This window comes from Buttiauxella gaviniae ATCC 51604 (assembly GCF_001654835.1).
GTDB lineage: Bacteria > Pseudomonadota > Gammaproteobacteria > Enterobacterales > Enterobacteriaceae > Buttiauxella > Buttiauxella gaviniae.
Window position 1 is genome coordinate 71134 of the sequence record NZ_LXEP01000029.1, and the last position, 13773, is coordinate 84906.

Sequence of the window (13773 nt, forward strand, 5' to 3'; positions counted from 1 at the left end):
AGCAGGTCGGTGAACCGACCTGCTTTACTACCTAAGAGGCAGGGCTAGTCAGTGGGGCAAACCCACTGAGTTCTGAAACTAAATCATTCACACCGTTACTCATATTCACGAAGCGAGTTAATGGCGAGCGAGTAACAACGACAAACACGCCGACATTACTTTCCGGGACCATTGCCATGTAAGTGATAAAGCCGCCACCACCACCGGTTTTCTGCACAATGCCTGGTCTGCCATTTTTAGGTGCCATATATACCCAGCCAAGCCCTAAAGCATCTGCTTTTCCTGGGACATCCATACCGATCACTTTAGTCAGCTGGGTACGTTGATATATAAGCGTCTGCATTCTGTCTGCTTGGGTATTACGGCGATGGAAATCAGAGCTCAGGAATTGCTGCATCCAGCGCATCATGTCATCAGGCGTGGAGTAAACACCGCCGCTTCCAATTGCCGCAAGTGTGTTATCACACGGGCTCGCCCCTTTTTCAGCGACCATCAGGCGTTTGCACTGGTCAGGTGAAGGAGTGAACGTGGTGTCTTTCATCCCCAGTGGACGTGTGATTTGTTCTTCGAACAGAGCGGGATAAGGTTTTCCTGCTGCTCGAGACAACGCATCAGCCAGCAAGTCAAAAGCAAGGTTTGAATAAGCAGCGATGGTGCCTGGAGAGCTCTTTAAACTTGCAGTGGCAAGCCAGTTCCAGCGCTGATCGCGTGTCGGCCAGGTAAACACAGTTCGATGAGCCGCACCGCCGGGTTGTTCACGGGGTAAGGCACTTGTATGCGTAGCCAGATTAACAAGAGTGATGGGGTTACCATTGTATGTCGGGACTCTGGCTCCTGGCGGGGCATATTTGCTTAATGGATCATTAAGCTGAACTTTTCCCTGATCCAACATTTTTACCAACATCTCACTGGTCATCAGCTTGGTCAACGACGCAATGCGGATAACAGAGTCAAGCTGTGGGCGGACGTTATTTCCGGGCCGTGTTTCACCAAAGCTTCTGAAAACGCGCTGATTACCATCAATCACTACCATCGCCATACCGGTAGCTCCGCTGCCGTAATAAATATGATTGGCATAACGGTCTGCAATCTCGGAGGCAAAAACCGGATCGGGAGATGTTTGTGCAAAGCTCAAAATTGGCAGCGCAGCAATAACGAGCGCCGCAAGACGCGGGAGAAGAATTTTCAACGCAGGTAATCCATAAACGAAGAGAAGCGATATTGATCGTATTTATACTACTCTATGGCGCTGCGCAAACGCGGAAAATGAGGAATGTGATAAGAAAAAGCGTAACGCGCCATTTCAACGAGTTTTTCGCTCAGTAATGCACCATTGCTTGTCGCCGTGGTGCACCTGATATTAGTTAGTTTTTTGTACGTCTTTTTGCATAACGTCGTCTGTTGTGCCGCCTTTTTTCAGCATTTTTTCGTTGCCTTTATGCTCTTTGCGCATCTCATGGCCTGATTCACAGCCTTTTTTGTATTCGTTTCCAGCTGCACGGCAGTCATCAATAATATGCCCCGGGTTATTGAGTTGTTCTTTCTCAGCCTGCATACCTGAGGTACTGGTAGCTGGGTTTTCGGCAAATGCTCCTGCGGATGCGAACAAAAGAGTGCTTGAAAGTAAGGCTAATGTTAGTTTTTTCATAGGGCCAGGTTCCTGAAGTATGTAGGGAAATCCCAATAAGTATTGGCACAAATATCGGTTTGCGACAGGTGAAAAGATTAAAATTTATTCATCAGAAATGGCTGAGTGATTGGTTGCGTTTTACCATAGAAAGACCAAAACCAGACTTTTATTGTCTGTTTTTTGAGCTGAAATGTGCGTGTAACGCCTGGTGTTGATGCAATTGTAGGAAATACGCAAAAAAACTGACAACTCCTATACATAGGTTGATCAGAAAATGAGTATCATCAGCGGAATATTGATTATTGTGCTGCAACTATTACTACCAGATGGCGTCTTAGTGATGGCACCTCGCTGTACCGCTAATGATTTAACTCCTTATGCGATACACACCAATTACGCATAAAGAAGCAGAAAATGTCTAGCAAACCGTTTTTCCGAAAAGATCTCCTTCACCCCCGCTATTGGCTGACCTGGTTTGGTCTGGCTATTTTGTGGCTTTGGGTGCAACTGCCATATCCCGTATTACTGAAAATGGGTGACATAATTGGTCGGGCATCAATGCGTTTTCTTAAACGCAGGGTTTCTATTGCTCGCCAGAATCTCAAACTTTGCTTCCCGCATTATAGCGACGTGCAAATTGAAGAACTCGTTAAGCAGAATTTCTCCTCGTTGGGGATGGGGTTGATTGAAACAGGAATGGCCTGGTTTTGGTCTGATGCACGGGTTCGGAAATGGTTTGATGTTAGCGGCCTTGAACACATCACCGCAGCTTGTGATAAAGGGAAAGGCGTTCTGGCCATTGGCGTGCATTTCATGTCGCTGGAATTAGGTGGCCGCGTCATGGGCCTTTGCCGACCAATGATGGCGATGTATCGCCCACATAACAATAAAGCGATGGAGTTTGTGCAAACTCGCGGTCGCTCCCGTTCCAATAAAGCCATGATCGACAGACGCAACTTAAAAGGCATGGTGAAGGCGCTTAAGTCCGGTGAAGCGGTGTGGTTTGCACCTGACCAGGATTACGGCCCTAAAGGCAGTTCATTTGCACCCTTCTTCGCTGTACCGCAGGCAGCAACCACCAACGGGACTTACACTATTGCCCGTCTGGCGAAGCCCGTGCTTCTTACAATTGTTCTGTACCGTAAATCTGATGGTTCAGGTTATCAGTTGGTTATTGGGCCAGAGATGGATGATTACCCGCTCGATGATGAACAAGCCGCAGCGGCGTATATGAACCGTAAGATTGAGCATGAAATTATGCGTGCGCCAGAACAGTACCTTTGGTTGCATCGTCGCTTTAAAACCCGGCCTGACGGTCAGCCCAAACTTTACACGGTTTAAAGTAAAACCAGGCTTATGCTACGCTCATGACTTCCTTGTTCATTGAGAGCTTAATGATGCCTGCCAAACGTGTACTGATGGTTATCGATATGCAAAATGGGGTATTTGATGCCCCACGTTTTAACCGTGAAACCTGCACGACTCGTATTAACCAACTGATCGATGCCGCAGAAAAAGTTATTTTTATCCAGCATACAGAACCTGGTCTTGAGCAGGGGAGCGCGGCGTTTGATTTGTTACCTGAGCTAATACAGCCAACTGATGCGCTGTATGTAACCAAAACAGCCTGTGACGCTTTTTATCGCACGGAACTTGATGAACTGCTTCAACGCCACAAAATAAACGAATTTGTGGTGTGTGGTTGTGCCACTGATTATTGCGTGGACGCTACTATTAAAAACGGTGCCAGTCGCGGATATGCCATGACTGTTGCCTTTGATGCCCATACCACAGCAAATCGTCCGGCGGCTCTTGCTGAAGTGTTGATCGAGCATTACAACGATGTATGGCGTAACTTTACGATTCCAGGAAATACCCTGCGGGTAAAATCTACCGCAGAAATCCTCGAACAGTGGTAGAGCTGCACTAACCCTTACATCTCTTGATACAACATTCAGTAAGCCTTATTTTTCCGGGAAAGTTATAACAATAAGAGTGTGTTTTCAGGAGTGTTGTAATGTTTAAATCGTTTTTCCCACGCCCGACAGCTTTTTTCCTATCGGCTTTTATCTGGGCAATGATCGCCGTTATTTTCTGGCAGGCTGGTGGAGGCAACTGGCTTGAGCATATCACTGGCGCAAGTGGCGAAGTGCCAATCAGTGCTGCTCGTTTCTGGTCGATGGGCTATCTGGTGTTTTATGCCTATTACGCTCTTTGCGTGGGTATGTTTGCACTATTCTGGTTTATCTATAGCCCGCATCGTTGGCAGTATTGGTCCATTCTCGGCTCCTCGCTGATTATTTTCGTGACCTGGTTCCTGGTGGAAGTAGGGGTGGCGGTGAATGCGTGGTATGCCCCATTCTACGATTTAATCCAGACTGCGCTCAGCTCTCCCCATAAAGTGACTATTGAGCAGTTCTATCATGAAGTTGGCGTATTTCTCGGTATTGCACTGATTGCGGTGATTGTTGGCGTGATGAATAACTTTTTCGTCAGCCACTATGTCTTCCGCTGGCGTACCGCAATGAACGAATACTACATGGAGAACTGGCAGATGCTGCGCCATATCGAAGGTGCCGCACAGCGTGTGCAGGAAGACACCATGCGCTTTGCCTCCACTCTCGAAGATATGGGGGTCAGCTTTATTAACGCGATTATGACCTTAATTGCCTTCCTGCCAGTGTTAGTCACTCTGTCAGCTCACGTTCCAGATTTACCGATCGTTGGGCATATTCCTTACGGTCTGGTGATTGCTGCCATTATCTGGTCACTTCTGGGAACAGGGTTGCTGGCTGTGGTAGGGATTAAACTGCCAGGGCTTGAGTTCAAAAATCAGCGTGTTGAAGCGGCGTATCGTAAAGAGCTGGTCTATGGCGAGGATGACCCAAGTCGTGCTTCTCCACCAACAGTAAAAGAGCTGTTTGATGGCGTGCGCAGAAACTATTTCCGACTCTATTTTCACTACATGTACTTCAACATTGCCCGTATTCTCTACTTGCAGGTTGATAATGTGTTCGGCTTGTTTCTGCTCTTCCCATCGATTGTGGCGGGGACTATAACGCTTGGCCTGATGACGCAAATCACCAACGTGTTTGGTCAGGTTCGTGGTTCATTCCAGTATTTGATTAGCTCGTGGACCACGCTAGTTGAGCTGATGTCTATCTATAAACGTCTACGCAGCTTTGAGCGCACGTTGCAGGATATTCCGGTAGAAGCGGCAGGTGAGTCGGTCTAAAAAGAGAAATCTGGCGGGTATTCCCGCCAGATTGATTTAATGCCCCGCAGATGGCGCGCTTGGTGCGCCCGAACGTACAAACGGTGGCCGTGCGAACCAGATAACTACAATCAGCGCCATAAACCCCCAACCTAAAATCCAGAAGTAGTCGATGGTCGACATCATGTAGGCTTGCTGCTCAATGGTCTTATCTACAAACGCCAGATGCTGCTGCGTCGCGCCACCCATTTTATCCAGATAATCAACCGCTGAAGGGTTATAAATCGACACGCTCTCGGTCAGATTGGCGTGGTGGAACACTTCACGACGTGACCAAATCCACGTCGTGAGTGATGACGCAAAAGAACCACCCAGCACGCGGAAGAAGGTAGCCAGACCGGAACCTTCTGCCACTTGTGCGCCATTCAGGTTCGACAGCACAATCGTGGTAATAGGCATAAAGAAGAAGGCTACGCCAATCCCCATAAACAGCTGCACTTCTGCGATGGTGCGGAAATCGACATCGGTATTGAACTGCGCACGGATAAGACACGAAGCCCCCATGGTCAGGAACGATAGCGAGGCCAGAATACGCAAGTCGAATTTGCTGGCGTAGCGCCCGATAATCGGTGTCATCATTAACGGCAACACCCCCATTGGCGCGGCAGCAAGACCCGCCCAGATAGCCGTATAGCCCATCTGCGTTTGCAGCCACTGGGGCAAAATGATGTTGATGGCGAAGAACGCGGCGTAGCCCAGCGTCAGCGAAATCGTACCGATGGCAAAGTTGCGGTCCTTGAACAGACGCAGGTTAACAATCGGATGGCGCTCACCCAATTCCCAAATAACAAACGACACCAACGAGATAGCTGAGATCGTTGACATGATAATAATGTGCGACGAGGCGAACCAGTCGAGATCGTTTCCCTTGTCCAGAACTACCTGCAATAGCCCAACACCGAGGACGAGCAGAGCGATACCGATATAGTCGATGGGCGAATGAGTCGTGGTTTCTTCACGGCTACGCAGTTGCGTCCAGACGACTATCGAAGCAAATATCCCGATCGGTACGTTGATATAGAAGATCCACGGCCACGAGTAGTTATCCGTTATCCAGCCACCGGTAATCGGCCCTACGATTGGCGCAACGACCGTCACCATCGACAGCAGCGCCAGCGCCATGCTGCGTTTGCTCGAAGGGAAGATAACCAGAAGTAATGTCTGGCACATCGGGAACATGGGCCCGGCGAAAAAACCTTGCAGCGCGCGGAAGAAAATCAGTTCGGTCATGCTGTGGGCAAAGCCGCACAGGAACGAGGTGAGGGTGAACATCACCACTGAGCCAATAAATAGCTTAAGTTGGCCGAAACGCCGTGTGAACCAGCCAGTCAGGGGCAAGGCAATGGCGTTACACACTGCAAACGAAGTGATAACCCATGTGCCCTGATCGGCACTTACACCAAGGTTCCCTGCAATGGTCGGCAGCGCCACGTTTGCAATGGTGGAGTCCAGCACTTGCATAAAGGTAGCCAGCGATAGCGCGAGCACCGCCAGCCACATGTTGGGAGGCGTAAATGCGGCTTTATCTTGCATAACGTCTCTCTTAATGGGCGCTTGAAGCTACCGCATTGCTGTTGTCATGAAGGATTTTTGCCACAAGTTTATCTGCCGCTTCCAGCGAGTCTCTATAAACATCGGTGGTAAAGCGAGGCGTGCTAACGGTTTGTTGTGGCAGTAGATGGCCATCTTCATTGTTGCGAATATCTACACGGGCATTCATCGATAAGCCAACACGCAACGGGTGCTTCTGCATATCGTGCGGGTCAAGCGTGATGCGCACAGGTAAACGCTGAACGATTTTGATCCAGTTACCGCTGGCGTTCTGGGCTGGCAACAAAGAGAACGCGCTGCCGGTGCCGATTCCCAGACTTTCAATGGTTCCGTGGTACTCAACATCATCGCCGTAGAGATCGGCGCTAAGCGTTACTTTTTGCCCAAGGCGCATGGTGCTCATTTGGCTTTCTTTGAAGTTGGCATCAACCCAAACCTCATTCAGTGGCACGATGGCAAGTAATGTTGTACCGGAGGTCACTCTCATTCCTAACTGCACCGCGCGTTTCGCAACATAGCCACTGACAGGGGCAACAATAGTGGTACGCGCATTATCAAGATAACGCTGGCGCAGTGTCGCCACTGCGGTTTTGATTTCAGGGTGGCTATCAATCACCGTGTCATCAACCATCGCAAGGTTGGTGCGTAACGCTTGTTGTGAGGCAGCCAAATCACTTTGTGCACTAGATACTGCATCGCGATAATGCGAGAGATCTTCAGCCGCAATTGCACCGGTTGAGAAAATTTTCTGGCGGCGCGCATAGTCGTTTTGTGCAGTTTGCAGAGCAACCTGTTTTGCTGCGACCTGAGCGCGGTAATTATCAGCCGTGCTGTACAAACCGCGAACCTGGCGCACGGTATTGGCAAGGTTTGCTTCTGCTTGCTGAAGTGCAATTTTGGTATCGCTTGGGTCAAGCAACACGAGCGGCTGGCCTTTCTCGACAAAGTCTCCTTCGTCAGCAGTGACTTGAGTCACTGTGCCACCAATCTGTGGCGTTAACGCCACCTGGTTGCCGTTTACATAGGCGTCATCGGTAGACTCGTAATAACGAGCATATAAGAAATACCATGCCAGACAGCCCGCGGCTGCCAGCACGAGAATCAGGATAAGAATAATAAAGTTACGTTTGCGTTTACTGGAGCGCTGAACGTGCACTTCTGGGGTGGTTTCCATCTTTTGGCCTTTATACGGTGTTAGCAATGTGGCGCAGTAATTTCATCCGGCAGCATTTTGGTAATGAGTTTTACCAGCTGTTGGGATTCTTCCTGCGTCAGGCGTGCGGTGAGGTCACTGATAATTGAGGTTAGCGCTTCGTTTTGAAAATGGTCGCAAATAATCAGGCCTTTGTCGGTCAGAGCCAGAATCACCTGGCGCTTATCTTGTGGATTTGGGGAGCGAACGATCAGTTCGCGTTTGACCATACGATCAACCATGCGGCTCATTGCGCCAGCATCCATCACCAGAGTTTTGCTGATTTCGACCGGGCTTGTGACACCTTTATAAATATTAATCAGCACCTTAAATTGTGCGGCGGTAATATCCATACCAGAGAAGTATTGGCTGATAAGCTGGTCTTTAAACTGGTTCGCAAGGTGGATAAGCAAACCGAGATGAAATTTGTTATCGATAATACCCGGATTGTTTTTCATGATATTTGCCTGGTCAGTAATTACATATGAAATTACTGACCAGGCAGTCAAGTGTCAAGTTTGTGTCAAGAAGATCGCACTTTATGTCAGCGAGCCGATGGCCCTCAGTATTTATCAGTCAATCTCTGATAAACGGCAGATTGCAGAACTGCTATTGTTTCATCCTGCCTTAGAAAACAATTACAACGGAACGTTATGACCATAGTCACTTTAAGCAGACAGCATGGGCTTTTTGCCCTCAGCCTCGGTGCTATTTTTGTCCTGGCGGGGTGTGCCACTAAAAGCACGCCCTCTGTTTCGGAAACCAAAAAACCTGTTGATGTTGAAAGTGTAGTGAAGCAAAAAATCCCTGCCAGCGTGAAAGACCGCAACAGTTGGGCGAAAGATTTAGCGGTCACGTTCAAGAGCCAGAATATTGCACCTAGCGAAGAGAATATTTGCTCGGTACTGGCAGTGGCACAGCAGGAATCCAATTTGGTTGCTGACCCGGCGGTGCCAAATCTGAGCAAAATTGCCTGGAAGGAGATAGACCGTCGCGCTGAGAAAATGCATATCCCGGTTTTTCTGGTCCACACCGCGTTATTAATTAAATCGCCAAATGGGAAGAGCTACAGCGAGCGCCTGGATAATGTGAAAACAGAAGGACAACTGAGCGCGATCTTTGATGATTTTATCGACATGGTGCCAATGGGGCAGACACTTTTCGGCAATCTGAACCCGGTACACACTGGTGGGCCAATGCAAGTCAGCATTGCTTTTGCTGAGCAGCACACTTCAGGTTACCCGTGGAAGATGGAGGGCACAGTGCGCCAGGAAGTGTTCACTCTGCGTGGTGGATTATGGTTCGGTACCTATCATTTGCTGAATTACCCGGCAAATTATACTCAGCCGCTATATCGTTTTGCCGACTTCAATGCGGGATGGTATGCCAGTCGTAATGCTGCATTCCAGAGTGCGGTCAGTAAGGCTACCGGTGTGAAACTAGCGCTGGATGGAGATTTAATTCTGTACAACACCGATAAAGCAGGCAGCACTGAGCTGGCTGTAAGAAAACTGGCAGGCAAACTCGATATGAGTGAAAGCCAGATTCATCGTGCGCTGGAGAAAGGTGACAGTATAGATTTTGAGAAAACGGACTTATACCAGCAGGTTTATGCGATAGCAGAGAAAAAAACGGGCAAGAAATTGCCGCGTGAAATGTTGCCGGGTATTACGCTTGAGAGTCCGAAAATTACTCGTAATTTGACGACAGCATGGTTTGCAAAGCGGGTTGATGAGCGGCGTGCGGCGTGTATGAAATTGTAAGTCAGACTGGTAGGGCGGCTAAGCGGGTAATGCTTTGCTTACCCGCCCTACGAACGAAGTTTTCGACTCTGCATTGGATAAGACACTTTTAAAAATGGTGGCGTTGGTAGAATTTTAGCACAAGGCTAATCAAACCGATTACCGCACATCCCGCGAGGAATGGCACCAGACCAAATACAGTGCTTACTGCGAATCCCATTTCAATGTGCGGACGCGACGCATCATTTCCCTGCGCGAGATGTTCAAGCACTCCAGGAGAGTGAACTATCAAACCCAGTATCTGCGTACCGACCCAAAAGCAGAACAAAATGAACACAGCATAAGCTAGATTACTCTGGGTAGATCCCTCTGCTTTCGTTGTTGAAATCGTGGTTATTACAGGAACAACCTGTTTCGACAAACTCATATCAGCCATCACGACCTCCCATGCAACAGTAAAACGATTCAGGCTGGGGCCTGCTACTTCAATTGCGTTGAGTTTGGCAGGTCATATGGGTTGTCAATATCAGATTGTTGGTAATTTAACGGGCGGAATGCTCCTGGTTTGTGAATATATGTTTGAGATCACATATTTGTAACTTAGGTGAAATTTGCGTAACAATATTCTGTTTAGCCCGTATTAACGTGCGGTTTATCGTCACGCCCTGTGCCACAATAAGTCCTCTTTTTGCCCTGACGGATTGCACCATGTCTGCGAAAACACTCTCTTTAAAAATGCGCCGTGACTGGCACTATTACGCTGTAGCGATTGGTTTGATCTTTATTTTGAATGGTGTGATTGGCTTGCTGGGGTTTAAAACCGAAGGCTGGCAAAATTATGCTGTTGGGCTTGTGACTTGGGTAATTTGTTTCTGGCTGGCTGGGTTTATTATTCGCCGTCGTCCGGAACACGAGGATACGGAGACGGCGAAAGAGTAAGGCTTAGGCAGTAATCGAACTCTTCAGAGCGCAATCTTGTAGGTGGCGCTCAAGAGCCAGTTCAATTAAACGGGTAATCAATGTCTGATAATCTAAACCGCTTGCCTGCCACAGTTTTGGATACATACTGATATTAGTAAAACCTGGCAGTGTGTTGATCTCATTGATAATCACTTCATTATCAGCTGTCAGGAATACGTCAACTCGCGCCATTCCGCTGCATTCCAGTGCCTGATAAGCACGTACTGCAATCTCACGGATTTTGTCGTTAATATCTTCCGGGATTGACGCAGGAACAACAACTTGCGCGCCTTTATCATCAATGTACTTGGTGTCGTAAGAGTAGAAATCACTGCTTACCACCACTTCACCACAGGTACTCGCTTGTGGCTCATCGTTACCCAATACAGCACATTCAATCTCACGGCCTTTAATGCCGGTTTCCACCACAACTTTATGGTCAAACTCGAAGGCTAACGTGACTGCCGTTTCATATTGCTCAGCGTTATTTACTTTGCTGACGCCCACGGAGGAACCCTGGTTGGCAGGTTTAATGAACAATGGCAGGCCAAGTTTTGCTTCGACTTCGGCAAAGCTGGTTTTGTTTCGGTTTGAACGGGTGAGGGTAATAAATGGGGCAACATTCATACCGGCGTCACGTAACAGACGCTTAGTGACATCTTTGTCCATGCTTACGGCTGAGCCCAACACACCGGAGCCAACGAATGGTAGGTTAGCCATGCGCAGCATACCTTGCAAAGAGCCATCTTCGCCCAACGTTCCGTGAACAATCGGGAAAATGACATCTACAGGCGCTAAAAACGCAGCGGAGGAGGATTCAATCAGTTGGTTTTCTGTTTGACCAGGCACCACGGCAACATTTGTCCCTGAGCGATTCAGAGCGATTAATGCCGGGTTTTCTGCATTTAACAGATAGTTGGACGCATCATTGATATGCCACTGGCCTTGTTTATCAATGCCCAATAACACGACTTCAAACTTTGATTTATCAATGGCGTCGACAATATTTTTCGCCGACTGTAATGATACTTCGTGCTCAGCTGACTTGCCCCCAAACACGATACCAACCCGCAGTTTTGCCATGCCAAAATCCATCCTTAAACAGTACAAAGGCGGACAACATACCACGCTCATAACGAGGATTCATGTGCTTCCTGCCGCTTAAAACCGACCGGCTTCTATAATGATTATTCCGTAAACAAAATCAGGTGAAAGGATGGTGAACGGAGTGAAAATTGTGATTGTTATAGCCATGATGGCCGCAGTGGGGTTCTGGCTCTATCAGCGCCTGCCTGCGCAGTACAATCCCTTTACGCCACTATCAATTGATGATCCACCAACGCAGGTTACACGCTACAAATTGCGCCAGATGGTAAACGATCCGCAAGCTTGCCTTGCGTTGTTGCAGCAGGCGCAGGCGCGTGGACAGATAAATTTCCGCAATTCTGCGGATACCCAAGGTAATTGCCCACTAACTGGCGCAGTTAGGGTGGTGGATTTTGGCAGCGTAGGGCTTAGCAGTAGCTTTCTGGCAAGTTGCTCGCTTGCGCTAAGCAGCACGATGTTTATTCATCAACGCGCCGTTCCGCTGGCACAAGCTGAAATGGGCAGCAAGCTTACGCGCATTAACCATCTGGGGAGTTTTGCCTGTCGAAATATCTACAATCGTGAAGGTGCGCGGCGCAGTGAGCATGCTACAGCAGATGCGCTGGATATCAGTGGTTTTAGCTTTGCCAATCAGCAACAAATTAGTGTCCTGAAAGACTGGAGAGGTAAAGGGAAGGGGCGTGAATATCTTCATGTGGTATTCGAAAACGGTTGTTCATTTTTTGGCAATACGTTGGGACCCGAATATAACGCTGCTCATGCCAATCATTTTCATATGGGAATGCGAGGCTACGGGCTTTGTCGATAAAATTAATTTGTATGATAAACTTCACATTATTCAGCTGATCTTTTTATCCCACTAATAAAGCGTGCACGGTATGGAATCCTGGAAGGTCAACATTATCTCGGTGTGGTTCGGTTGTTTTTTTACCGGGCTTGCCATTAGCCAAATACTGCCGTTTTTACCGCTTTATGTAGAACAACTTGGTGTGACTTCTCACGAAGCGTTATCTATGTGGTCGGGTCTGACCTTTAGTGTGACGTTTCTGGTGTCCGCCATTGTGTCTCCGATGTGGGGAAGCCTTGCTGACCGCAAAGGCCGAAAATTAATGCTGCTGCGTGCTTCTCTGGGTATGGCGGTCGCTATTTTGCTACAGGCATTTGCCACTAATGTTTGGCAACTCTTTATTTTGCGCGCAGTGATGGGGTTAACTTCTGGGTATATTCCAAATGCGATGGCGCTGGTGGCTTCCCAGGTTCCAAGAGAACGCAGTGGCTGGGCATTAAGTACACTTTCCACTGCACAAATCAGTGGTGTTATTGTTGGTCCACTTTTGGGTGGATATATGGCTGATACCCTTGGGTTGCGGATGGTCTTCTACGTCACAGCTGCATTGTTGATGGTAAGTTTTTTAGTGACGTTATTTCTGATAAAAGAAGGCGCTCGTCCCAATATTAGCAAGGCCGATCGTCTATCGGGTAAAGCCGTGTTTGCGTCATTACCTTATCCTAAATTAATGATAAGTCTGTTCGTCACCACGATGGTCATTCAACTTTGTAATGGTTCCGTCGGGCCAATACTTGCCCTTTTCATCAAGCATCTTTCCCCTGAAAGCAATAATATTGCATTCATTAGTGGTTTTATTGCTGCAGTTCCTGGGATATCAGCTCTTATTTCCGCCCCCAGATTAGGCAAGCTGGGAGACAGAATCGGCACCGCCAGAGTATTAATGGCGACGCTAATCTTTGCAGTGATATTATTTTTTGCTATGTCGTGGGTAACATCACCGCTGCAATTGGCTGTATTGCGCTTTTTACTTGGCTTTGCAGATGGCGCGATGTTACCCGCGGTTCAAACTTTGCTTGTTAAGTATTCCAGTGACCAAGTTACAGGGAGAATTTTTGGGTATAATCAGTCCTTTATGTATCTTGGGAACGTTGTTGGTCCGCTTATGGGGGCCGGTGTTTCCGCGATGGCGGGTTACCGTTGGGTATTTCTTGCTACCGCGTTGGTTGTATTGTTGAATGTCTGGCAGTTGGCGGTAATGTTGCGGCGTAAAAACCAACAAGATGCCCAGAGAAAACAGCTTGGGTCATAATATATTCCATTTATCCGGAAGCTAATTTAATGCCTGCTTAAAAAATAGGCTGTCATGAGATTGTTATAGTAGTTGTCATCCATTTAAGTGTCGGAATAGTTGCCTGATGATATTTTTTGGGCTCCGGCACATATTTAACAAGTCATATAAAAATAGTCACTGCACCCTCTAGGAAATCTGAAATCATAATGCTAACGTCATGCTTCAAATCCCTGGCG

General features: G+C 48.0%; 14 protein-coding genes. 7 read left to right on the forward strand and 7 right to left on the reverse strand.

Going from position 1 to position 13773, the window contains the following annotated elements; genetic code table 11:
* Positions 1-31: 31 nt before the first annotated feature.
* Together ampH and M977_RS15195 are read right to left on the reverse strand one after the other, a co-directional pair.
* On the reverse strand, positions 32-1189 hold the full coding sequence (ampH, locus tag M977_RS15190) for a D-alanyl-D-alanine-carboxypeptidase/endopeptidase AmpH (RefSeq protein WP_083962951.1): 1158 nt from the start codon (positions 1187-1189) through the stop codon (positions 32-34).
* Positions 1190-1360: 171 nt separating this feature from the next.
* Positions 1361-1648: a hypothetical protein gene (locus M977_RS15195; protein ID WP_064516509.1), complete on the reverse strand. Its 288-nt coding sequence runs from the start codon at positions 1646-1648 to the stop codon at positions 1361-1363.
* A gap of 396 nt (positions 1649-2044) precedes the next feature.
* On the opposite strand from M977_RS15195, the gene lpxP reads away from it, so the two are divergent.
* The 3 genes from lpxP to sbmA all read left to right on the forward strand — a co-directional run bounded on the left by lpxP (position 2045) and on the right by sbmA (position 4865).
* The gene (lpxP, locus tag M977_RS15200; RefSeq protein ID WP_064516511.1) at positions 2045-2971 is read left to right on the forward strand and encodes a kdo(2)-lipid IV(A) palmitoleoyltransferase; all 927 of its coding nucleotides are present in this window, start codon (positions 2045-2047) and stop codon (positions 2969-2971) included.
* A gap of 56 nt (positions 2972-3027) precedes the next feature.
* Positions 3028-3549 carry an isochorismatase family protein gene (locus tag M977_RS15205; RefSeq protein WP_064516756.1) on the forward strand — a complete coding sequence of 174 codons (522 nt, stop codon included), beginning with the start codon at positions 3028-3030 and terminating at the stop codon, positions 3547-3549.
* A gap of 98 nt (positions 3550-3647) precedes the next feature.
* Positions 3648-4865 carry a peptide antibiotic transporter SbmA gene (gene sbmA / locus M977_RS15210; protein WP_064516513.1) on the forward strand — a complete coding sequence of 406 codons (1218 nt, stop codon included), beginning with the start codon at positions 3648-3650 and terminating at the stop codon, positions 4863-4865.
* 36 nt (positions 4866-4901) lie between these two features.
* Here sbmA and M977_RS15215 read toward each other — a convergent pair whose 3' ends face one another.
* Genes M977_RS15215 through M977_RS15225 form a run of 3 tightly spaced genes read right to left on the reverse strand, consistent with a single transcriptional unit; the run spans position 4902 to position 8105 of the window.
* On the reverse strand, positions 4902-6437 hold the full coding sequence (locus tag M977_RS15215; RefSeq protein ID WP_064516515.1) for a DHA2 family efflux MFS transporter permease subunit: 1536 nt from the start codon (positions 6435-6437) through the stop codon (positions 4902-4904).
* A 10-nt stretch (positions 6438-6447) separates the two neighbouring features.
* Positions 6448-7629 (reverse strand): HlyD/EmrA/EmrK family protein, encoded by a 1182-nt coding sequence (locus tag M977_RS15220; RefSeq protein WP_064516517.1) that lies wholly within the window; start codon positions 7627-7629, stop codon positions 6448-6450.
* A 20-nt stretch (positions 7630-7649) separates the two neighbouring features.
* Entirely contained in the window at positions 7650-8105 is a 456-nt protein-coding gene (locus tag M977_RS15225) for a MarR family transcriptional regulator (protein WP_064516519.1), read from the reverse strand.
* Between the two features lie 195 nt (positions 8106-8300).
* Here M977_RS15225 and M977_RS15235 point away from each other — a divergent pair, with 195 nt between their 5' ends.
* Positions 8301-9410, forward strand: coding sequence for a DUF1615 domain-containing protein (locus M977_RS15235; RefSeq protein WP_064516523.1), 1110 nt, complete (start codon positions 8301-8303; stop codon positions 9408-9410).
* Positions 9411-9498: 88 nt separating this feature from the next.
* Here the strand turns inward: M977_RS15235 and M977_RS15240 are convergent, their stop codons facing one another.
* Positions 9499-9825, reverse strand: a complete 327-nt coding sequence (locus tag M977_RS15240; protein WP_064516525.1) for a DUF2755 family protein — start codon at positions 9823-9825, stop codon at positions 9499-9501.
* A gap of 272 nt (positions 9826-10097) precedes the next feature.
* Between M977_RS15240 and M977_RS15245 the strand changes: the two genes are divergently transcribed.
* Positions 10098-10328 carry a DUF2754 family protein gene (locus M977_RS15245; protein WP_064516527.1) on the forward strand — a complete coding sequence of 77 codons (231 nt, stop codon included), beginning with the start codon at positions 10098-10100 and terminating at the stop codon, positions 10326-10328.
* 3 nt (positions 10329-10331) lie between these two features.
* Here the strand turns inward: M977_RS15245 and ddlA are convergent, their stop codons facing one another.
* Positions 10332-11432 (reverse strand): D-alanine--D-alanine ligase, encoded by a 1101-nt coding sequence (gene ddlA, locus M977_RS15250; RefSeq protein WP_064516529.1) that lies wholly within the window; start codon positions 11430-11432, stop codon positions 10332-10334.
* A gap of 133 nt (positions 11433-11565) precedes the next feature.
* Between ddlA and M977_RS15255 the strand changes: the two genes are divergently transcribed.
* The gene (locus M977_RS15255; RefSeq protein ID WP_064516531.1) at positions 11566-12264 is read left to right on the forward strand and encodes an extensin-like domain-containing protein; all 699 of its coding nucleotides are present in this window, start codon (positions 11566-11568) and stop codon (positions 12262-12264) included.
* A 70-nt stretch (positions 12265-12334) separates the two neighbouring features.
* Positions 12335-13555, forward strand: a complete 1221-nt coding sequence (locus tag M977_RS15260; protein ID WP_064516533.1) for a multidrug efflux MFS transporter — start codon at positions 12335-12337, stop codon at positions 13553-13555.
* The last annotated feature ends 218 nt before the right edge of the window (positions 13556-13773 follow it).